Origin of the sequence: Virgibacillus salarius, from assembly GCF_039521925.1 — a bacterium.
Classification (GTDB): domain Bacteria; phylum Bacillota; class Bacilli; order Bacillales; family Amphibacillaceae; genus Virgibacillus; species Virgibacillus salarius.
Genome location: NZ_BAAACY010000110.1, coordinates 15,222 through 35,927 on the forward strand (window position 1 = coordinate 15,222; position 20,706 = coordinate 35,927).

A 20,706-nucleotide genomic window follows, 5' to 3' on the forward strand; every position below is an offset into this window, starting at 1 on the left:
CTCTTATGTTGTTCTCCTTAAGTGGGCTGTAAAAGTTTCCCGTATTCAACCAAGGTTTCACGAATTTCGTTTTGAAGCGATTTTGAAGGTAAATCCATCGGCAGTCGTAATACGGGTTCGATTTTCCCCATCATCCCTAAAGCTGTCTTTACTGGTGCAGGGTTTGTATCTTTAAATAGGACATCATTTAATTTCATTAATTCAAAATGCAAGTCTTGTGCACGCTTCACATCCCCCATTGTCCATGCATCATGCATCTCCGCTACCTTTGCTGGTTCTACATTAGCTGTTGCACTGATTGATCCTGCACCACCAATAGTCAACATCGGATAACAAAGTAATTCAATACCTGAATATAATAGGAAGTCTCTACCACAACGAAGCATTACTCTGTTCACATGTTCAAAATCCTTATTTGATTCTTTAACACCCACAATATTTGGACAATCCTCATTTAATTTAGCTAATGTTTCTACTTCCATATTTAATGCAGTGCGACCCGGAATATTATATACAATAATTGGTATATCCACCGAATCTGCTACCGTCTTGAAATGCTTATATAATGCTTGCTGATTCGGTTTATTATAATATGGAACAATAACCATGGCTGCATCTGCACCAATTTCTTGTGCCTTTCTTGTTAAATACATGGTTTCATCGTGGTTCGTTGAGCCAGTACCTGGTGCAAATGGTAATCGACCATTAATTGTTTTCTTCGCGTTATCCATTACTTTGACCCGTTCTTCAATGGTCAGTGAACTTGGTTCCCCTGATGTACCTGTAACAGAAATCGCATGTGTACCATTGTTCAACTGATATTCAATCAGTTCCGATTGTTTATCGTAATCAATTGAAAAATCAGCTTTGAACGGTGTAATAACTGGAGTGATTGACCCCCTTAAACGCTGCTTTATTTCCTCATATGTCTTGGTCATTTTGCTCATCCTTTCTTTTCATTAAACGATTTGAATTAACCTATAGTACAAATTGCGGTTTTCTTTTTTTCAATTTCGGTTCATGTAGCGGCAATTTTCTCTCAGTTTGTACATCCAAAACTCTAGACGCTTCTTCAAACCAGCTGTCCGGCGCTTCATGTCCCCAAAATGTTTGTCGCATTGGATCATCTAAATCCCACTTAATTGGTTTGAAGTCGGGGTCACTCGTTAAATAATCTCCATTATATAATTCAATTCGATGACCATCTGGATCTCTTAGGTACAAGAAGAAGGCATTGGATAATCCATGACGACCTGGCCCACGTTCAATATTTGGTCCATACCCCATAGCCGCAAGCACATCACAACCATCTATTAAACTCATTGGGTCTTTTAGCCAAAAACCAATGTGATGTAGCCGTGGTCCTTGCCCATTCATGAATGCAACATCATGAACGGATGGCTTACGATGTAGCCAAGCAGCCCATATTTTATCTTCTTCTCCAACGGTATATTCTGAACACATAAATCCAAGTTGGTTGATATAAAAGTCATATGCTTGCTCCACATTTGGTACCATACAGTTAAAATGATCAATCCGCTGTACTTTCGCACCTTTATACAGGTCATAGCGTTGTAATAGGCGGTCAACCGTCTCCATTTCTGCGTAAAATTCTAATGGTAAACCAGAAATATCTTGAACTCGTAATGCACGCCCAAGTGCTCGTTGTGTCCCTTTTTCTAACCACTTCGCATCATTGCCTTGGCTAAGAAAGAATTTCTCCAGTTCATCGAGATCTTTTTCAGAGGTAACTTTATAGCTTATTGCTTCCACAGCAGCCTCCGGTTTCTTTCTTAACCAGAGGCTGTGATGATTGTGTTCTTCCAGCCCGCGGAAAAAAATATTCTCATCATCCGCTTCTGACTCGATAAATCCGAGCGCTTCATAAAAAGCTTTAGACTTTTTTAAATCGGTTACGTGTAAAATGGCACGACCTGAACGAATAATATCAAAGTTCATGCTGGCATTCCCCTCCCCATATAAAATCATGACAGCTATTACTTTCCAAATTGCGGAATAGGATGATCCTTTAAAGCAACATGGATAATTTGTGTTTCCGTATAGAATTCAAAGGCATAATGTCCACCTTCACGACCAATTCCACTGTGCTTTGATCCTCCAAATGGTGTTCTTAAATCACGTACATTCTGTGAATTCACCCATAACATACCAGAATCAATCGCTTGAGCAACACGATGCCCCCGTTGTATATCCTGTGTCCAAACGTAACCAGCTAAGCCGTAGCGAACATCGTTAGCTAAGTCAATAACTTCTTGTTCATCTGTAAATGTCATTGCAGCAATAACTGGTCCAAATATTTCTTCCTGTATCACACGCATTTGATTAGTTGCATTCAGAATAAGGGTTGGCGCAACGTAATTACCTTTGCTGTCTGGAACATTTCCACTAATTACTTCGCATCCTTCTTTTTTAGCAATTTCAAGATAATTCCTGACATTAGCATAATGATTTTTATGAATAAGTGGACCAACCTGTGTATCTGCTTCTAACGGATCTCCTACTTTTATCTTGTTTATACGTTGTTTTAACTTATGAATAAACTCATCAGCTATATGTTCATGCACATACAAGCGCGAATTCGCCGTACAGCGCTCTCCATTAAACGAGAATATCCCCCATGTACATGCATCAAGTGCACGTTCAACATCAGCATCGTCAAAAACAATAATTGGTGATTTTCCACCTAACTCCATAGAAAAGCTCTTCAAAGCGTCCGCACCATTTTTTAAGATTTCTGAGCCAGTAGTCGTCTCTCCAGTAAATGAAATCAACTCAACATCGGGATGTGCTACAAGGGAAGCACCTGCTGTTTCTCCATAGCCGTGAACTACATTAAATACGCCTTTAGGAAGTCCTGCCTTGTCTATGATTTCTGCCAATCGATTAGCAGTCAATGGAGACCACTCCGCCGGCTTTAAGATAACGGTATTCCCAGTAGCCAATGCTGGTGCTATTTTCCATGTTTCTAACATAAATGGTGCATTCCATGGTGTAATTAACCCAGCAATACCAATTGGTTTATGAATGGTATAATTTAAAAATTCATCATCCACTTGATATGCTTCTCCTACCATACGCGTAGAAACCATTTCAGCATAAAAACGGAAATTATAGGCTGCTCTACTCACCATTTTCTTGGTTTGACTTATTGGTAAACCAGTATCAAATGATTCTAGAGGGGCTATCTCTTCAATATGCTCATCAATAAGATCTGCAATTTTGTAGACATATGCAAGCCGATCTTTTACTTTTAAGTTGCCCCATTCTCCGTTAAAGGCAGCTCTTGCTGCCTGTACAGCTTTCTTAATATCAGCTTGATCACCTGATGCAACCTTGTTTATGGTTTCATTTGTATATGGACTTATATTTTCAAATGTGTGCTGACTTTCGGCTTCAACGAATTCTCCATTGATATAGAGCTTGATATCTTTTGTTTGCTGTTTCATTTTCAAATGCTGATCAGCTACTTGATTAGCCATGTGATTTCCACTCCTTTGAATATAATATATTAAATCATATATAATAATTTCGATCGTTAACTATACATATTCAACGGGTTCATGTTTTCCGTATTTTCCACCGAAGAATGTTAACGGATTTCCATCTGTTACATTCATATCGATCACTTTACCAATAAACAATGTATGATCTCCAACTTTTACGCTACGATCTAAATCACATACTATGGAGGCTAGAGCGTTTTGGATTACCGGAACTTGTTGTATATAATCAAATTCTATTTCCTCGTCAGCATTTGCTTGACCAGCAAAGTGCATGGAAATATCCTGCTGCTTATCAGACAGAAAACTAACAGCAAATTTCTCAGACTGGTTTATTTTATTTAACATATTAGCTCGATTGTCAATGGAAACCGTTATCAATTGAGGATCTAGTGAAACAGACATAAACGCATTCGCTGTCATGCCATGATGATTATCTCCCGATTTTGTTGTAATTACCGTAACTCCAGTGGCAAATCTCCCCATTGCATTACGAAACTCTCTGTTTTCCATGCTAATTCTCCTCCTTTATTGTAAGATGGAAACTGACTCTACGGAAATCATGGAAATTACTTAGAACATCTATCTTGGTAGTCTTACTCATAACGCATTCGATTTTACTACCACCAACCATTGGCTATCACCGTTATATTGCAATATACCACTTGAGAACCTTATAGCTTCCTTCATGTGGCTGCCTGTTGGCTTAAGTAAATTACAATTTATAACTGTATTAGAGAAAGTAATTTTCATTTAATAATGAACACCGAGCCAATTTCTAGGCTCAATGTATTACCATCAATTTTATTTGGCTTTTATAATAAAATATCGCTACATTTCTGATATAAAAAATGAAAATTTTATAATTTCACTTGCCCCATGTGCTGACTACTTAAAAAGTCCCGAACTTGGGCTTTATACACTTCTTTATCATATTTATCAAAATACGCCATGCCCATTTTAATTGGATCGCCAAAAAAGTAGTATTCATAATGCGTTTGGCGACTACCAAATGCACTCATTGTCAAATCCCAAGCTAAACGAAAAATCTGTACGCGCTCATAACCTTCAACGTTTTTTCCTTGCATAGCACGATGAAGAATTGGACCAATTTCTTCATTTTCGAAATCAGCATATGTTGGTATTCCCATCATGCCTGATGCCCCTAAAATCCTTAGTATTTCAGCCATTCTCGGATAAACACGAGGAAACCAATTTCTAGCAGCATCTAAAGCTTGGAAATTAGGTGTCATCATCCCCCACCTATCCAATTTAGCGCTATGCTCAGCTCGAAATAGATGAGATTTCATTGTTTCTAAGGTAAGCATGATTTCTGTGCCTTTATCTTTTACGTGCTGGAATCCATCAATGCCAATCGAATCCATTAGTGTAAGAACAACCCCAAGCAGGAATTCAGTTTTAGCGATATCCTTGACAATCACTTGATGTGTCATATGCACAACTGCATTCGTCTCAGAAAATGCCCGATTACATATGGATGAATTTTCTAAAACGAAGATTCGGTCCCACGGTACAAGTACATGATCAAATGCGACAATGGTATCCCCTTCTTCAAATTTAGAACTGAGTGGATGATCATATTGATTCTTTCCATAGTCAAACGACTCACGACTCAAATACTTTAGTCCTGGTGTGTTATTCGGAATTGCAAAAGCTAACGAATAAGGATCGTCTAATTCACCTGATTTTTTAACTGTAGATGGAAATACTAGAATTTCATCCGTAATACCACCTTGCGTTGCTAAAAGGCGAATCCCATCAACTACGACACCTTCATCATTTTTTTCTACTACATGAAGAGCGACATTTGCATCTTTCTGCTCAGCCTGAATCTTTGCACGATTCACCTGTGGGTGAATTAATGTATGGGTCAAACTAATGTCTTTTTCCCTTGCAAAAGTAGCAAAGTTCCTTGCGTTTTCAGCAAACATTGGGTCACCCTCGGCATAGAATTCACTTGCTGCTCCCATTGCCATAACATCAGCATTTAAATAATCAGGAGATCTTCCCATTAACCCTTTCGTAAAACTTTGCCATTCCATAATTGCCTCACGTCGCTCGATTAGTTCATCAATGGTGGTTGGTACCATAAATGTCTTCCCTACTTGGTCTCCTGTAGTAGGAGAAGTGTAAAGCATTTTTTTTGGTTTTTCATATTGAATATCATATAGTCTTGCCATGGACTGAACTGCATTTTTAAATACCGGATGCTCTGTTACATCTTCAACACGTTCTCCATGAATATACACATTATTATTCGCTTGCTTTAAACGATCGATATATTGTTTTCCTGATTTTGCTGGCATATACTTTCCTCCTATACTTTATTGTTGTAAGCGGTATCATTTCGGTCCAATGCACAAACTTTTTTTCTGAATAATACCTTTAATTAGAATAATAGCACGATTATTTCTATATTAATAATATCTATTTCATTAGTAATCTATATATATAATATATATTTGTTTTAAAAGATATTGTTTTTGTACATCAAATCATATATAATCCAATGAAAGTAAGCGTTACCAACTAAAAAAGGATGAATAGCTCAATGGAAATAAGACATTTACGGTATTTTCAAGCTATAGCTAATGAAGGGCAAATTACCCGAGCAGCTAATAAATTACATATGGCCCAGCCACCACTAAGTCAAAGCTTGAAGTCATTAGAAGAAGAACTAGGAGTTAAATTATTGGAACGTAACGGGCGTAAAATGGAATTAACAGATGCAGGAACAGTACTCTATAATAAAATTAACGAATTGTTCGATACATTAGAAGAAACAATTACAGAGGTAAAAGAAACTGGGACGGGTACGAAGGGAAGTATTTCGCTCGGTTGTGTGAAAACTTGCTTCTCTCACATACCAAGGCAAATAAAGCTATTTCAGGAAAAATACCCTCACGTACACTTTTATTTAAAAGAAGGAGATTCCTATTCGCTTGCTGAACAACTAAGTAATCGAGATATTGACATTGCCATTATTCGTTTACCATTAGAGATGCAAGCCTTTAATTCCCTTTCCCTTCCGGATGAAAAATATATCGTAGTAATGCCAGAACAATGGTGCGAATCTTCCATGATAGCTACTACAATGAGACAACTAAGCACATTTCCATTGTTACTATTACACAGAATTAGCGGCATTGGACAATATGAATTAATCCTTGATCAATTTGAAAGTTTTAATCTACACCCTAAAATAGTCTGTGAATGTCCAGATGTAGACATGATTCTCCAACTTGTTAGTGAGGAGGTTGGAGCAACAATTGTTCCTGAGTCGACACTATCTGGACATCAATTACGTGGGCTAAAAACATTAACAATAGAAGATAATACAATCATTTCTCAGTCATCTCTTATTTGGTTAAAGGACCGTTACCTTTCTAAAAGTACAAGGCGATTTATTGAATTATTTCAATCCGAAAAGCTTGAGAAAGAAACTATCTTCGAATGACCGATTGGATGATACGCATAAGATTTGTCAGTTTCAACCATTTAAATCATTCCTCCAGGATGAATCGCATACATTTTACCATCTAATGCAAAGGAAGCTTTACCTGTTTCTTCTGATACAACAAGTACAACTGCGTCACTAATTTCAGATAATCCTAATGCAGCCCTATGTCGTGTTCCCATTTTTTTATCACCTGCTACCTGTTGAGAGAGAGGAAGAACATTTCCCGCAGAGATTATGGTATTCCCTTTAATTAGGACAGCGCCATCATGAAGTGGGCTTCCAGGGTAAAATATGGATTCCAATAAGGCATAACTAAGATTTGCACCAACTGGAATCCCAGAATGTAGGAATGTTTCCAACATATCATTTCGTTCAACAACCATGAGTGCCCCGTGTTTACGCTCGGAAAAATGTTGTATGGCTGTTGATAAGGCTTGATAGCGATCAGTGTATGAGGATAAGTATGAATTTAAATAATACGAAGCAGCTGTCTTTTGTAAATCATGAAACGTATGATGGATATGCTCAAACTCATTTAATATACAGCAGTCTTTTCTTTCAATTGTATCAAGCACATGATTAATATCAGATGTAATTTGTGTTAAATATTTGCTTAAATGGTTCTGCATTTCATCAGATAGCCCTAGATTAACATTATCCATTTTACACACCTCTATCTTTTTTATCGGTTCTACTTACTTTTTCCCTTTAAAAGAAAGGTATACGGACATCTATTGTTTTATATTATTTATTGAAGTATATATCGTTAATTAACATCCCCAAGATAAACGGGAGGCTTTACTTCAGCCATATATTCAATTAAATAGGGACGAAGTGCTTTTGGATATAGCCGATAGTTCTCAATGCTTGAAATAGGTAGCCAAGCTACATCAATTTGACCATCATCAGGAAGAACGCCATTCATTACTTGGCTTCTATCTCCCTCTAAACTAGCAATAAACATATATTCGATTTGATGCGTATCCCCATCATATGTGCCATGTTCATGATTTTTTCCGATATATTCACGTATGCACAATAATTCACCAATTTCTACAACTGCACTTATCTCTTCTAATACTTCTCTTTTTAAGGCCTGATGTAAATTTTCACCTTTATTTTGCCCACCTCCAGGCAACAAATAATAATAGCCATCTCTATCTTGCTTCATTATTGTTAAAATTTCACCCTCATGAATAATAATTGCTTTGGCAGAATTTCTAATCCCCATAACTTTCCCTCCTACGCTTTTTTACGCTTGTATTCTCATGTGCAAAGTTATTGATTAATTAACTTAGAGTAATGAATCGTTTATCATTACATATAAAATTAATCTAATTAAACCTAGATGAATAATTAGTCTTTTTATACTTTTCAAAACTGTCTGTAACGTAAGGCAGTGTATTATTCATGCGGAAAAATTACTCATCCTCTATGCTAATCTATTAATAAGGGAGCTCTATTTCTTAACATAGACTCCCTCTTGTTGAGATCACTTTGACTGGAGCTTCTGCTGGAGCAGACGTAATTCCTGATTTAGTTCAGCTAACATAACTTCCATTCCCTCTTTTTTAGTCAAATCTGTTGACAGATAAATTGGTTTGCCATATATAATTTTCGGTTTCACACGCGTCAACAGATCTTTAAAATTATTTGGCCCACTATAAGCCACCGGAATAATTGGAACATTCGCATGTCCTGCAATCGTAACTGCACCTCTTTTTAAAGGAACTTCCTCACTCGTTCTCGTACCACTTGGAAAAATCCCCACAACCTTTCCCTCAGATAGTAAACGTCTGGGAATTTTAATGGTACTCGGACCAGGATTTTCTCTATCAACTGGAAATGCGTGGAGCCCCTCCATCAACCATTTTAAAAATCGAGTTTGAAAGAGCTCTTTTTTTGCCATATAATGGATTTTTGTTGGCAGAACAGATACTCCGAGCCATAATATATCAACCCAACCTGTATGCGTACAAGCTATAACATAGCCACCTGATGTCGGTACATTTTGCTTTTCGTATACACTCAATCTTCCAAACAAACGTAATATTATTTTTAAAGCATGTGCTGCGAAATAATACATATCCTGAAACCCCTTCACTTTATAAATAGATTGATTTATTCTTACGACTTCATTCTAACATAAAGTATTAATACCTGATACTAATATTGTATAAAGCTCAACAATTTTTTTAAGCTTCTCTCAATAATATTCGTTCTCATTGCTAAGAAGATAGTAATCGGTTACGATAATCTTATGCTGCATAAGGTATAGCTAATATTATCCTTCCATTATTTGCAGTTGAACGACGCTGGTTCTTACAGGAATGGAGCAAAATTATCTTTTTCTTCCTGTGAGAGCGGAATAAAGGTGATAAGATGAATGAAAGAAAGCGACAAGTTTTAGTTACTGCACAACAACTTTTCATCGAGAAAGGGTTCTCTGCTACTTCCATACAAGATATTTTAGAGGAATCAAACATTTCAAAGGGAACATTTTATAACTATTTTTCCTCGAAGAATGAATGTCTAATAGCAATATTAGAATATGTTAATGAGGAGACATTTGTTAGGCGAAGAGAAATTCTTATTGGACAAAACCTTTCTGATAAAAAAGTTCTTGCAGAACAAATAGCAATTCGTATGCACATTAATCGCGAACAGAATCTATTTCTTCTGTTTGAAGCTATTTTCCATTCCGGTGACGATGAACTAAGAGATTTTGTCAAAAAAAATCATTTAGCCGAATTATTTTGGCTAAGAGATAGACTAATTGATGTATATGGCAAAGCATCTGCTCCCTATGCACTTGATTGTGCAGTCCTTCTACTTGGCATGATGCAACATATTATTCATATTTGGACTGCCTCATCAAAGAATTTAAGTGATATTACTGAGCTTGTAGCCTATGTGATTAGAAGAATAGATGCGATTGTACCACAATTGATACATTCAAAAGACCTGCTTTTAGATGACGATGTACGAAGCACATTAGCGAGAAACATAGGTGATAAGAAAGGATCCAAAGACCAACTTTTAACTCAATTAAATGGCTTCCACCAAAAACTTGATACGAATACTACATCAAGCGGTCTGGAGTACTTGCTATTTCTACTTGAAGAATTAAAAAAAGATGATCCTAGATATTTCCTGATCGAGACAATTTCGCACTCATTTAAAGAAGTATTTAAAACAACGCCCCATGAAGTAGAGGCCAGAGAAATAGCCTTCAAGCTATGGAATTTTGTAGATTCTACAAACACAAAAGAATAAGATGATCTGTAACTAGGAGCAAGCTCGATAGATTGAGATTGCTCCTTTTTGTTTTCTAAATATAGATTATCCAATTCAGACTGCCTTTTCACGTTTGACTTTCACATGTTCTCTATACTTTCTCATAAAATAAAACAATTGAAATAATTAATTCTACTACTAAACAGAACATATATTTTGTTGTACAATGTAATAGTCTTTTTTTCTATAATCTCGTATAGGATGGAGGGAGTACTACTAAATGAATGGTACAGCACATGCAACAATTGGAGCAGCAACAGGATTTATTATAGCAAACAACCTTCAATCTACTCCTTCTCAAACACTTTTACTAATCGGGATCGGTACCGTATCAGGTTTACTTCCTGATCTTGATATCGATGGTAAATTAAGAGGAAAGATAACCTTATCTCATAAGATGTTTCGAGCGGTTGCACAATTAATTGGTGTTTTGCTTATTTGCTATAGTTTCTATGAAGGAGCAAATAATGAAAGGTACATTGGGATGGGAATCGGTTTAGCACTGTTGGCATTATCTTCATCGATCAAGCAAAAGCATATGCTAACCATTACCGGGATTGGTATACTAGCGGGTGGACTATCCTTACAGGAAATGTGGTTACTATTGCTAGGAATCTATATTCTTATTGCTTCCTTTGTAGCACACCGTACATATACGCATTCTATCTTGGGGGTTATTTTCTTTGGGTTTATTGCTGCTAACCTAGAATCCTCACTTGCTGTTGACGGCGTTTACTATACCTGCCTCATTGGGTATATTAGCCACTTAGTTGGAGATAGCAAGTTCCTCCCGTTTAACAAACGAGGCATTAAGCTTTTTCTACCAATTTGGTCCAAGGACATGTAAGTAAGTTAGGAGTTAGTGATAGCATTTTCTCCAAATGCCACTAACCTCTTGCTCTTCATCCCATGAAGTTCAGATTCAGTCGTAACTAGGTACGGTTGCTTCAAACCAACCTATGTATCTTCTACCAGTTCTCTATTAATATAGTGTTCCCACATGCTTCCATATGCTTTGTTTTCCCTCATGTCCCTTCTTGTTGATGGAAAATTAGATCAACAAATAATTGCTACTATACTTTTTTCAACTCAGTCAGTTTTCAGTTGTTTCCAAATAGAATTGCACTAAAGCTCCCATAAATTAGATTTAATGCCGCATGGCCATCTCTTCAGCCTTCTTTTTTGCTTTAAATTACGAAGAAATAGTATTTGTCTTCATCATCGTGTACGATGATGAAGACATAATTATTTTTATTACGGAGTGATTACATGAAAAAGGTATTATATATTCTATTGATGGGGGCTGCTGTTACAATTTTTCTCATATCGAATAGTGCTAATGCAGGGCAGGAAAAGGTCATATATGTATCTATAAATGGAAATGATCAAAATGATGGTACAAAATTAAAGCCATTTCGCACGCTAAATAAAGCCGCTACAAAAGCTAGTGCAGGAACTACTGTCTTCATACGAAAAGGAACTTACAACGAAAAGCTTGTCGTTAAACATAGTGGTACAAAAACAAAACCAATTACTTTTAAAGCCTACAAAAACGAGAAGGTAGTTGTTAGTGGAAAGGACCTAAAGGATGCTGAAGAGAATACTTCGTTAGTTACAATAAATAATAAAAACTATGTTACAGTTAGTGGTTTAATCATACAGGATTTAACTAGTAATGTAACAAATGAAACAGTAATGGGAATTTATGTTACAGGTTCTAGCAGTCATATTACTTTAGAAAATAACCATGTGCAGCGTATTGAAACTCATGCAAATGATGGAAATGGGCATGGAATTGCGGTATATGGAACCTCTCCAATGGTAGACATAAACATTTTAAATAATACAGTGGAAGATTTAAAGCTGGGCTCAAGTGAATCGATTGTACTCAATGGTAATATAAATGGCTTTAAAATAGAACATAATCTTGTTCGCCGAAATGATAATATAGGCATTGATATTATCGGTTATGAAGGAATATCTAATGATAAGAAAAATGACTATGCACGAAATGGCTTCATAAAGAATAATCAAGTTTATGATATTTCCTCTTACGGAAATCCAAGTTATGGAGAAGATTATAGTGCAGGTGGTATTTACGTAGACGGCGGAAAAAATATAACTATTGAAAAGAATACCATCTATCATTGCGATATCGGTATTGAAGCAACCTCTGAACATGCTGGGAAATATGCGGAGCATATTACAATTAGAAATAATATTATTTATGAAAACTATTACACAGGCATATCAATTGGCGGATATGATAAAGAACGAGGTGGTACGAAAAATTCCATTATCTCCAAAAATATTATTTATCGAAACGATACGAAAGGGTTAGACGGGGGACAGCTTTTATTACAGCATAATATTAAAAAAAATGTGATTAAAAAAAACATTTTAACTGCTGGACCATCTCGTCTATTTATTGCTAACCATTTTACAACAAATTATGCCAACAAGTTAATAATGAATGTATTTCATAAGGAAGTAGGAAGAACAGGTATTTGGGTATGGAAAGAAGAAGCATACACTTCTTTTCCTGAATTTAAAATTACTTCAAAAAGCGATTTAAAATCCAGTTACCTAGACCCAAAATATGAAAATGAAAACCAATATAATTTTAATTTAAAGAAGGATTCACCTGCAAAAAATATTGTAGAGAACTAAGTGCTATAAGTTCCTGTAAAAGAGGCTACATAGTAAGGGCTGTCACCAAAAAGCCAGTTTAAATTTCGGGAACAGCCCTGTTCGTCTATCAGCTATCAGCAGATTTACTGCATCATTATTGTGTTTCCAGTTCAATCCGTTGTTGTATCGCCATCATCTCTTTCGTGAGCAATGTGATCCTATTTAAAATGGAAGGATCTACGATTTCATTATCATCATTATATGAGTCATTATGAATAAAAACACTACAAGACGGTACGATCCCTTTTAAATAAGAAAGTATCGGTTTAAGCTGGTATTCAGACACAAGAAAATGCTTTTCAGATCCGCCCGTTGTTATAATTCCTGTCACTTTAGATTTGAAAGCGTCCACAGGAAAATGATCGAGCAGGTTTTTTAACACACCTGAGATCGAAGCTTGATATATTGGGGAGCCAAATACAATGATATCTGCTGCTAAGACTGTATTTACAACATACCAAGTATCTTCGTTATAATAAGCTAAAGGGGTTCCACGAACAAATTCAACTTCATAGTCTTTTAAATCGATTAACTCTGTCTCGACATCTTTTTGCTGGCGTTTTGCAGCAAGTAAAACCTCGTGCACAGCTTGTGAGGTTTTCTCTCCAACTATTGATCCGGAAATTCCAACAATTTTCACTGGTTTCCCCCCTTTTTTATATTCTGTATATGTATGGAATAATGCGCCAGAATAGCACATCATTCCATTTATTTGCATTATTTCACAGCTAACTCATATTTTTCAGCAACTACGTCCCAATTAATAATATTAAAGAAATTCTCAATGTATTCTGGACGTCGGTTTTGATACTTAAGGTAATAAGCATGCTCCCACACATCAATACCTAAAATCGGTGTTTTTCCTTCTGAGATTGGGTTGTCTTGATTTGGTGTACTTATTACTTCTAGCTTACCAGTTTGATTAACAACTAACCATGCCCATCCAGATCCAAAGCGAGTTGTCGCTGCATCAGCGAATTTTTGTTCAAAACTGCTAATACTTCCAAATGCTTCTTTTATCGCTTCTGCCAGTTTTCCAGCAGGTTCAGCTGCTTCTTTACCTGGTGCGATAATTTCCCAGAAAAGCGTATGGTTTAAGTGTCCTCCACCATTATTACGTACCGCTGTGCGGATATCTTCTGGTACTGCTTCCAAATTACTAATAATTGCTTCTAATGATTTGTCTGCTAATTCAGCCTTACCTTCTAGTGCAGCATTTAATTTGTTTACATATGTTTGATGGTGCTTCCCATGATGAATCTCCATAGTAGTTTGATCGATGTACGGCTCCAATGCATTTGTTGCATACGGTAGTTCAGGTAATTCAAATTTTGCCATAAAAAATTCCTCCACCCTTTTTATTTTGTACTTATTATACTTATTGGTATAATAAGTATGTAAAAAGGATATCGCATCAATTTGTTAAAAGCAATTTATATGCTCAAAAAACCCTAATAATTTTGTTGGTCACATAGTTTCTTTTTGCTTTTAACTATTGCTACTTTTTTATACAATAAAGGAAATCTATATTCTGCCATATCAATGACCAGGTTTAGTATGAGCCTAGACTTGTTGCTTCTTATACAGACAGTGACCGTAATTTCCTAAAAAGAGGTGTTAATTAATTATGGAAAGGATTACTACGAAAGATAAGATACTTCATCTATTAAAAAAAGAGGTTAAATTGACTGTTGGTGAACTGAAAAGGCATTTGAATATCACAGATATGGCAGTTCGAAAGCATCTTTCTATTATGGAAAAAGACGGGCTTATCTTTTCAGAAGAAGTAAAACAATCGATGGGAAGACCGATGCAACAGTATTCGTTATCGGAAAAAGGCGAATTATTGTTTCCAAAAAGCTATGAAGGGTTAAGTGTAGAATTTTTAAACGATATTAGAGATTTGCATGGAGATGATTCCATTCAGCGATTATTTCAAAGACGAGAAAATCGTTTAACGAACGAATATAATATTCGGATGTACCAAAAATCCCCATCTGAAAGAATAAAAGAAATGGAAATGATTCAAAATGAAAAAGGTTATATGGCGGATATCACAAAGATTGACGCAAACACCTATGAGCTTACTGAATATAATTGTCCTATTATGGCAGTTGCTAAAGAATACAAAATTGCATGCCGATGTGAAACCTCCCTGTTTCAAAAGGTATTACAAACGGATAATGTTACACGAACAAGCTGCAAAACAGAAGGAAATGATCACTGTCGGTTTTTAATAGCATTTTAATACCGATTGTAATCATTTCCCTTTTCATTCAATAGAAATATAAAGTGAAACTTCAATCAGTGGGGGGTGGTTTATCAACCCACTGATTGTTAGGTGAACCGCTTGGAGCGGCGATCTTATTGCTAGTTATATGCGGGATAAAAATGTTAAAAGACTACTTTTACACTTGTCGTTTATACCATGCTAATAAATATTCTGCGAGTTTTTTTGGTGTATTGCGAAAAGCATCATTCGTACTTCCAGCCATATGAGCAGTAATTGTCACATTATCTAATTGTAAAAATGGACTACTATCTCCTAATGGTTCATGATCAAATGTATCAATCGCTGCTCCCGCAATTTCTTTATGCTGTAATGCTTTAATAAGGTCTGTTTCCTTCATAAGTGCTGATCTAGCAGAGTTAATGACTACAGCCGTATTCTTCATTTGTTGGAAATGCTCATAGCGAATCATATGCTTCGTTTCATTCGTCAATCGACCATGCATAGAAATGATATCTGATTCGGTAAGCACCGTATTTAAATCAACCTGTTCAAACGTTGTTTGCCCATGAAAATACGGGTCGTAGAAAATAATTCGAGCATCAAATCCACTTAAGAAGCGACCAACTAATTGGCCAATGTTTCCAAATCCGATTAAGCCAATTGTCCTCTCTTCAAGTTCAGGTATAAAGGAACTATTCGGAAAGTCTTTACGCCATTCACCTTGTTTTAGAAAAGCATGAGATCTTGCAATATTACGAATTTCTGATAAGATGAGTCCAACCGTAAACTCAGCTACACTTCGCGCGTTGCGTCCTGGTGTATTCACCACTTTAATATGCTTTTCTCTGGCTATATCATTATTTACGTTTTCTGTTCCCCCACGAAGTACACCTATTACTTTTAAATTGGTTGCAGAAGAAATTACCTTCTTATTTATAGGAGCAAATTGTGTAATGATCATATCAAACGTATCCATATCTTCTAGTAAGTCGTTCGGTACGTCAACAACCTCACTCCCGCCTTGTTCAATCGCTAGATTATCCTTTTGCAACTGCTCTAAATTTTCATGTTTCCATTCACGTATCGTAACTTCGATACCAGCTTCCTTTAATTTGGTTAGGCCTTGTTCCATCATTTCTTTTGTAATAAATAAGTCAGCAATGGCTAAACATTTCAATTTCCATAACCCCTTTTTTGTTTTATGTTTATCGCATCAACATGCCACCTGTAGCATCAATGGTTGCACCAGTAAGGTAGTTTGCCTTCTCTGAGACTAAGAAAGTTGCTATATCAGCAATTTCTCTTGGTGATGCAACTCGCCCCAGCGGAATACGATTCATGTAGTATTCTTTATTTTTTTGTAATGAGTCTTTAATCATATCTGTTTCCACTATCCCTAAAGCAAGGTTATTTACATTTATTTCGCTTTTTGCTAATTCACGTGCAAGCGAAATCGTAAAACCAACCATTCCAGCTTTACTTGCTGCATAGTGAGCATGACCAGTCGTCGATCCATGAAATGCTGCTTGCGAGGTAATATTAAGAATCTTTCCTGATTTCTTTTTGTCTAAGCAATGATTAGAAAAAGTTTTACATGTTTGAAATACACTGGTTAAATTAATATCAAGAGTTTCCTTCCAATCCTCCAATCGCATATCTTTCACGTAACTTGTCGGCCATACACCTGCATTATTAATCAAAACGTCTACATCACCGAAATACGCAATACTTTTAAGCACTACTTCTTTTGCTGCATGAGCATCCGCAAGATTCACTTGAAAAGCTACGGCTTTGCAGCCCAAAGCTCTAATTTCACTTACTACATCTTGGGCTTTTTCTTGACTTCCTTGATAGGTAATAGCTATATTAGCACCTTCTCTTGCTAAAGCTAGTGCTGTTTCCCTACCAACGCCTCTTGAACCTCCAGTAATAATGGCTACTTTTTCTTTTATCCCTAAATCCATCGCTACTACACCCCTACCTTCCAAATTTGCTCCATCTTCTCTAGCGTTTCTTTATAAAGCTTATATTTTGTTGCATACACTTCGGCTCTGTTCGGATTTGGCTTAATGATATGTTCTACATGTACCATATTTCTAGCAGCTTCATCGATTGATCGGTAATATCCAGTCATTACCCCTGCACACATTGCTGTTCCAAGCGTTCCATGTTCTTTGACTTCAACAATTTCCAGTGGGATTTGTAGACAATCAGCAAACATTTGTAACCAAATAGCTGATTTAGTTACACCGCCAGCAATTCGCGATGATTCAAGTTGGTCATTATATTTCGTCAATCGTTCAATATGATATAAATGACTAAAAACAATACCTTCATACACCGCTCTTAAGAAATGCTTCAATTGATGCCAGCTATTCATTCCGATAAAACAAGAATTGGCATTCGGCACTGTATTGGAACCGAATAAAAATGGAAAAAACAAAAGATTACTCTCCTCAGGCTCAGTTGAAGCTACTAGTTCGTTACAAAGGTCATATATAGAACTTCCTTGTTTTTCAGCTTCTTGTTTTTCTACAGACATAAATTTTTCAATAAACCATTCCAAATTACTTGCTGAAGTTGGGCTTGCTTCTGTTGTAAGCCAATAATCAGACAAACAATAAATAGAAGTCATAAATAAATCCTTGTCTACAATTGGTTTCCTAGTAATATATTCATTTATACTCCAAGTCCCCGCTACAATGCATAATTTATCTTCTTCAACCAAGCCTGATGCTACAGCCGACGCCGCGATATCAAATATTCCTCCTGCAATTGGCGTCCCCTCCTTCAGCCCTGTTGCTAATGCAGCTTCTTTCGTAACATATCCGCAAATATCGGTTGATTGCTTAAGAGGAGGTAGCTTTGGCAACATTTTACTTAAACCAAAAAATTCAAGTAAATGCAGATCATAGCACTGATCTTTTACATTGATTAGATTCGTACCTGAGATATCAGTCAATTCCAAATAGGCTTCTCCAGTTAATTTAAACCTAATGAGATCTTTAACCATGAATACATAATCCGTTTTTTCTATTACCTCGGGTTTATTATCTTGCAACCACGCTAACAACGCTACCGGTTGGCCTGCCCACACAGATTGCATTGTTTTCGGCAATATTTCTGATTCAAACCTCGGATTAGCGTACCATTTCTCAATATAGCTTTTCGCACGGTTATCGGTAGAGATAATACCATTGTAAGTAGGGTCACCACTTTTGGTTGTTAAATATAAACCGTTACCATGTCCAGTAATGGAAACTCCAGCTATTTGTTCTGAATCAATGTTTGATTTCTTTAGTACCTCTTTAATAACCGTTACGTTGGCATTCCATAACTCATTAATGTCACGCTCTGTATGAAATGGCTTTGGCATAATCATCGTTGTCTTTTGAGAAGCAATTGCCACTTCTTTTCCAGATAGCGAATAGAGTGCTGCCTTTGTAACTGTTCCCCCATTATCAATACCTAGTAAATACTTATTCAAAAAAATCATTCCTCCCTATCCAAAAAATGATGCAATTTTAATTAATAACCAACCTAGCGGCGTTGAAGCTCCACCAACAAGATTTGCAAGCTCTGTTGTATCGCTTATGTTGTCAGGTAAAGTAACGTTTGCTAGATTAGCAGCTTCCGTAAAAGCTGTAGCGATATCTGTTCCGATATATAACACCATCGTCATAATTACCAGCCCTGTAATGTATAACCGAACCATATTTTGTTTTAAATAAGGTGCACACATCGCAAACAAAAATGAAAGCGATGCCAAGTCAGTGAATGGTAATAATCGGTTGCCAGGTAGGATAATTGCAAGTAAAAGCGTAGATGGTATCATCAACAAACCGGTTGCAAGTACAGCAGGATGACCAATTAACAACGCTGTGTCCATAGCAATGTAAAACTCTCTATCTGGAAACTTTCGTTTTAAAAACGATTCTGCTGCTTCACGAATTATTGATAATCCCTCTACAAGTACGTCAACCATCTTAGGTAAAAGTACCATTACCGCTGCTACTGTTACAGCTAACGTTAAAACAGAGCTTATATTAAATCCCGCTAAAATCCCTAACAGTGCTCCAATGATCGCCCCCAATGTAAGGGGTTCTCCCAATATCCCGAATTTTTTAGTAATCGATTCAGGATCTGCCTCCACTTTACGTAATCCGGGTATACGCTCGATTATCCAATTTATAGCTATTCCAAATGGCACAAAAACTGCTGTAGTCCCGTGTGGGAATGATATCCCTTTTAAATTATAGTCTGATTGGATCCGTGGAGCAGTTACATCGCCAATGATCAAAACCACTATAAAATGAAGCAGTGATGCAACAACAGCTATCGATATACTCCCAGTTATACTATAAACGAGTGCACCTGTTATCATGAATATCCAGAAGTTAAATATATCAATATTGACTGTTTTTGTTATATTAAACACTAATAGAATTATATTTACTAGGATGATGCTAATTACTGCAAAAGGAACAATCGGTGTTCCCCAGCCAATTGCAGCTGCTACTGGCCACCCCGGATCGATCACCGTCAGTTGCAAATCAAATCGCTTTACCATTGCTTCTGCTGCAGGTCCCATACTCTCAAGAAGAAGTGTAATGATTAGATTTATACCCATAAAACCAATTCCTACAAGCATGGCAGCTTTAAAAGCACGACCTAACCTAATCCTAAAACATAGTGCTAAAATTAAGAAAATAATTGGCATCATAACTGACGGACCTAGATCAATAACCCAGTTTATTATTTCCATCCTTCTATTCCCCCTTTTTTTGTGCATGAAAAAACCCCCAAAGAAGACAGCCCTTTGTCTGTCAGCTTTGAGGGAATTATCACCTAATCACAAATACCCCTTCGCTATTTTGTTTTACCAAAGCTCTCTATTACTTGTCGTCACAGCAACAAATCCCCCATGAAGAATTTTATTTATTTTATCTTTTGTATCTAGAAAACCACCCGCAAGCAGGCTTGCTTCTGGGACGATGGATTGAATCCGTTCGACAAAATGAATAGCAAACGGTCCTGGTAAAATTTCAACACCATCAAAATGCGTATTTTTTAACGATTTCAATGACTGATCCAACGAACGAGAATCAAACAAGAAGATACGATAGATTGTCAGCATTCCCATTTTACTTGCAGCGTTTAATACACGTTGATTCGGAGAAATAACCCCATCGACTTTAAACATCTCTTTTAACCATTTAACACCCTTCGTATCTTTCGTTAACCCTTCAACCAAATCTAAATGTACGATGACTTTTTTACCAGCTTGGTGACAACGATTCGTTAGCTCTTTTAAATTGCCAATATGCACTTCAGAGAGAAATATATATGTTGACTTACTTGAAAGCGCACTTTGCAAATCCTTTAGTTGTCTTATAGAAGGGATTACAGTCTTTTGCGAAAACATCGCCCTCACCCCTTTTTTAAAGCGCTTGCAACTATTACTCTAGAAAACTTCAAAAAAA

The 20,706-nt window shown here is 36.5% G+C and carries 20 protein-coding genes; 5 read left to right on the top strand and 15 right to left on the bottom strand.

All coding sequences use genetic code 11. The features are described from left to right. Positions 1–17: 17 nt before the first annotated feature. The 5 genes from hpaI to hpaB all read right to left on the bottom strand — a co-directional run bounded on the left by hpaI (position 18) and on the right by hpaB (position 5,848). Positions 18–938, bottom strand: coding sequence for a 2,4-dihydroxyhept-2-ene-1,7-dioic acid aldolase (hpaI, locus tag ABDZ84_RS14305; RefSeq protein WP_026681706.1), 921 nt, complete (start codon positions 936–938; stop codon positions 18–20). Positions 939–978: 40 nt separating this feature from the next. Then, complete coding sequence (gene hpaD / locus ABDZ84_RS14310; protein ID WP_026681705.1) at positions 979–1,959, bottom strand: 3,4-dihydroxyphenylacetate 2,3-dioxygenase; 981 nt, start codon at positions 1,957–1,959, stop codon at positions 979–981. A gap of 38 nt (positions 1,960–1,997) precedes the next feature. After that, positions 1,998–3,500 (bottom strand): 5-carboxymethyl-2-hydroxymuconate semialdehyde dehydrogenase, encoded by a 1,503-nt coding sequence (hpaE, locus tag ABDZ84_RS14315; protein ID WP_200862554.1) that lies wholly within the window; start codon positions 3,498–3,500, stop codon positions 1,998–2,000. 60 nt (positions 3,501–3,560) lie between these two features. Then, the gene (locus ABDZ84_RS14320) at positions 3,561–4,034 is read right to left on the bottom strand and encodes a flavin reductase family protein (protein WP_026681703.1); all 474 of its coding nucleotides are present in this window, start codon (positions 4,032–4,034) and stop codon (positions 3,561–3,563) included. 347 nt (positions 4,035–4,381) lie between these two features. After that, a complete protein-coding gene (gene hpaB, locus ABDZ84_RS14325; RefSeq protein WP_343781999.1) occupies positions 4,382–5,848 on the bottom strand; it encodes a 4-hydroxyphenylacetate 3-monooxygenase, oxygenase component in 1,467 nt (488 codons plus the stop codon). 245 nt (positions 5,849–6,093) lie between these two features. Here hpaB and ABDZ84_RS14330 point away from each other — a divergent pair, with 245 nt between their 5' ends. After that, positions 6,094–6,999, top strand: a complete 906-nt coding sequence (locus ABDZ84_RS14330) for a LysR family transcriptional regulator (RefSeq protein ID WP_026681701.1) — start codon at positions 6,094–6,096, stop codon at positions 6,997–6,999. Positions 7,000–7,040: 41 nt separating this feature from the next. On the opposite strand, the gene cdaS is transcribed toward ABDZ84_RS14330, so the two are convergent. The 3 genes from cdaS to ABDZ84_RS14345 form a co-directional block, all read right to left on the bottom strand. Beyond that, on the bottom strand, positions 7,041–7,664 hold the full coding sequence (gene cdaS / locus ABDZ84_RS14335; protein ID WP_026681700.1) for a sporulation-specific diadenylate cyclase CdaS: 624 nt from the start codon (positions 7,662–7,664) through the stop codon (positions 7,041–7,043). Positions 7,665–7,768: 104 nt separating this feature from the next. Next, positions 7,769–8,233, bottom strand: coding sequence for an NUDIX domain-containing protein (locus ABDZ84_RS14340; RefSeq protein WP_026681699.1), 465 nt, complete (start codon positions 8,231–8,233; stop codon positions 7,769–7,771). A 261-nt stretch (positions 8,234–8,494) separates the two neighbouring features. Then, the gene (locus tag ABDZ84_RS14345; protein WP_026681698.1) at positions 8,495–9,088 is read right to left on the bottom strand and encodes a lysophospholipid acyltransferase family protein; all 594 of its coding nucleotides are present in this window, start codon (positions 9,086–9,088) and stop codon (positions 8,495–8,497) included. Between the two features lie 296 nt (positions 9,089–9,384). Here ABDZ84_RS14345 and ABDZ84_RS14350 point away from each other — a divergent pair, with 296 nt between their 5' ends. From ABDZ84_RS14350 to ABDZ84_RS14360, 3 genes are all read left to right on the top strand, one after another. Then, positions 9,385–10,278 carry a TetR/AcrR family transcriptional regulator gene (locus ABDZ84_RS14350; RefSeq protein ID WP_026681697.1) on the top strand — a complete coding sequence of 298 codons (894 nt, stop codon included), beginning with the start codon at positions 9,385–9,387 and terminating at the stop codon, positions 10,276–10,278. Between the two features lie 241 nt (positions 10,279–10,519). Continuing rightward, a complete protein-coding gene (locus ABDZ84_RS14355) occupies positions 10,520–11,146 on the top strand; it encodes a metal-dependent hydrolase (protein ID WP_026681696.1) in 627 nt (208 codons plus the stop codon). A gap of 422 nt (positions 11,147–11,568) precedes the next feature. Then, entirely contained in the window at positions 11,569–12,969 is a 1,401-nt protein-coding gene (locus ABDZ84_RS14360) for a right-handed parallel beta-helix repeat-containing protein (RefSeq protein ID WP_026681695.1), read from the top strand. 115 nt (positions 12,970–13,084) lie between these two features. On the opposite strand, the gene ABDZ84_RS14365 is transcribed toward ABDZ84_RS14360, so the two are convergent. Continuing rightward, a complete protein-coding gene (locus tag ABDZ84_RS14365) occupies positions 13,085–13,630 on the bottom strand; it encodes an NADPH-dependent FMN reductase (RefSeq protein ID WP_026681694.1) in 546 nt (181 codons plus the stop codon). A gap of 77 nt (positions 13,631–13,707) precedes the next feature. Continuing rightward, positions 13,708–14,328, bottom strand: coding sequence for a superoxide dismutase (locus ABDZ84_RS14370; protein WP_026681693.1), 621 nt, complete (start codon positions 14,326–14,328; stop codon positions 13,708–13,710). Between the two features lie 289 nt (positions 14,329–14,617). On the opposite strand from ABDZ84_RS14370, the gene ABDZ84_RS14375 reads away from it, so the two are divergent. Then, positions 14,618–15,238: a helix-turn-helix transcriptional regulator gene (locus ABDZ84_RS14375; RefSeq protein WP_026681692.1), complete on the top strand. Its 621-nt coding sequence runs from the start codon at positions 14,618–14,620 to the stop codon at positions 15,236–15,238. Positions 15,239–15,398: 160 nt separating this feature from the next. Here the strand turns inward: ABDZ84_RS14375 and ABDZ84_RS14380 are convergent, their stop codons facing one another. The 5 genes from ABDZ84_RS14380 to ABDZ84_RS14400 form a co-directional block, all read right to left on the bottom strand. Then, the gene (locus tag ABDZ84_RS14380) at positions 15,399–16,400 is read right to left on the bottom strand and encodes a 2-hydroxyacid dehydrogenase (protein WP_026681691.1); all 1,002 of its coding nucleotides are present in this window, start codon (positions 16,398–16,400) and stop codon (positions 15,399–15,401) included. A gap of 28 nt (positions 16,401–16,428) precedes the next feature. Further along, positions 16,429–17,187, bottom strand: a complete 759-nt coding sequence (locus ABDZ84_RS14385) for a 3-oxoacyl-ACP reductase family protein (RefSeq protein ID WP_026681690.1) — start codon at positions 17,185–17,187, stop codon at positions 16,429–16,431. Between the two features lie 5 nt (positions 17,188–17,192). Then, positions 17,193–18,710: an FGGY-family carbohydrate kinase gene (locus ABDZ84_RS14390; protein ID WP_205601731.1), complete on the bottom strand. Its 1,518-nt coding sequence runs from the start codon at positions 18,708–18,710 to the stop codon at positions 17,193–17,195. A gap of 15 nt (positions 18,711–18,725) precedes the next feature. Beyond that, positions 18,726–19,988, bottom strand: coding sequence for a PTS galactitol transporter subunit IIC (locus ABDZ84_RS14395; RefSeq protein ID WP_026681688.1), 1,263 nt, complete (start codon positions 19,986–19,988; stop codon positions 18,726–18,728). A 114-nt stretch (positions 19,989–20,102) separates the two neighbouring features. Next, positions 20,103–20,648 carry a glycerol-3-phosphate responsive antiterminator gene (locus ABDZ84_RS14400; RefSeq protein ID WP_026681687.1) on the bottom strand — a complete coding sequence of 182 codons (546 nt, stop codon included), beginning with the start codon at positions 20,646–20,648 and terminating at the stop codon, positions 20,103–20,105. Between the last annotated feature and the right edge of the window lie 58 nt (positions 20,649–20,706).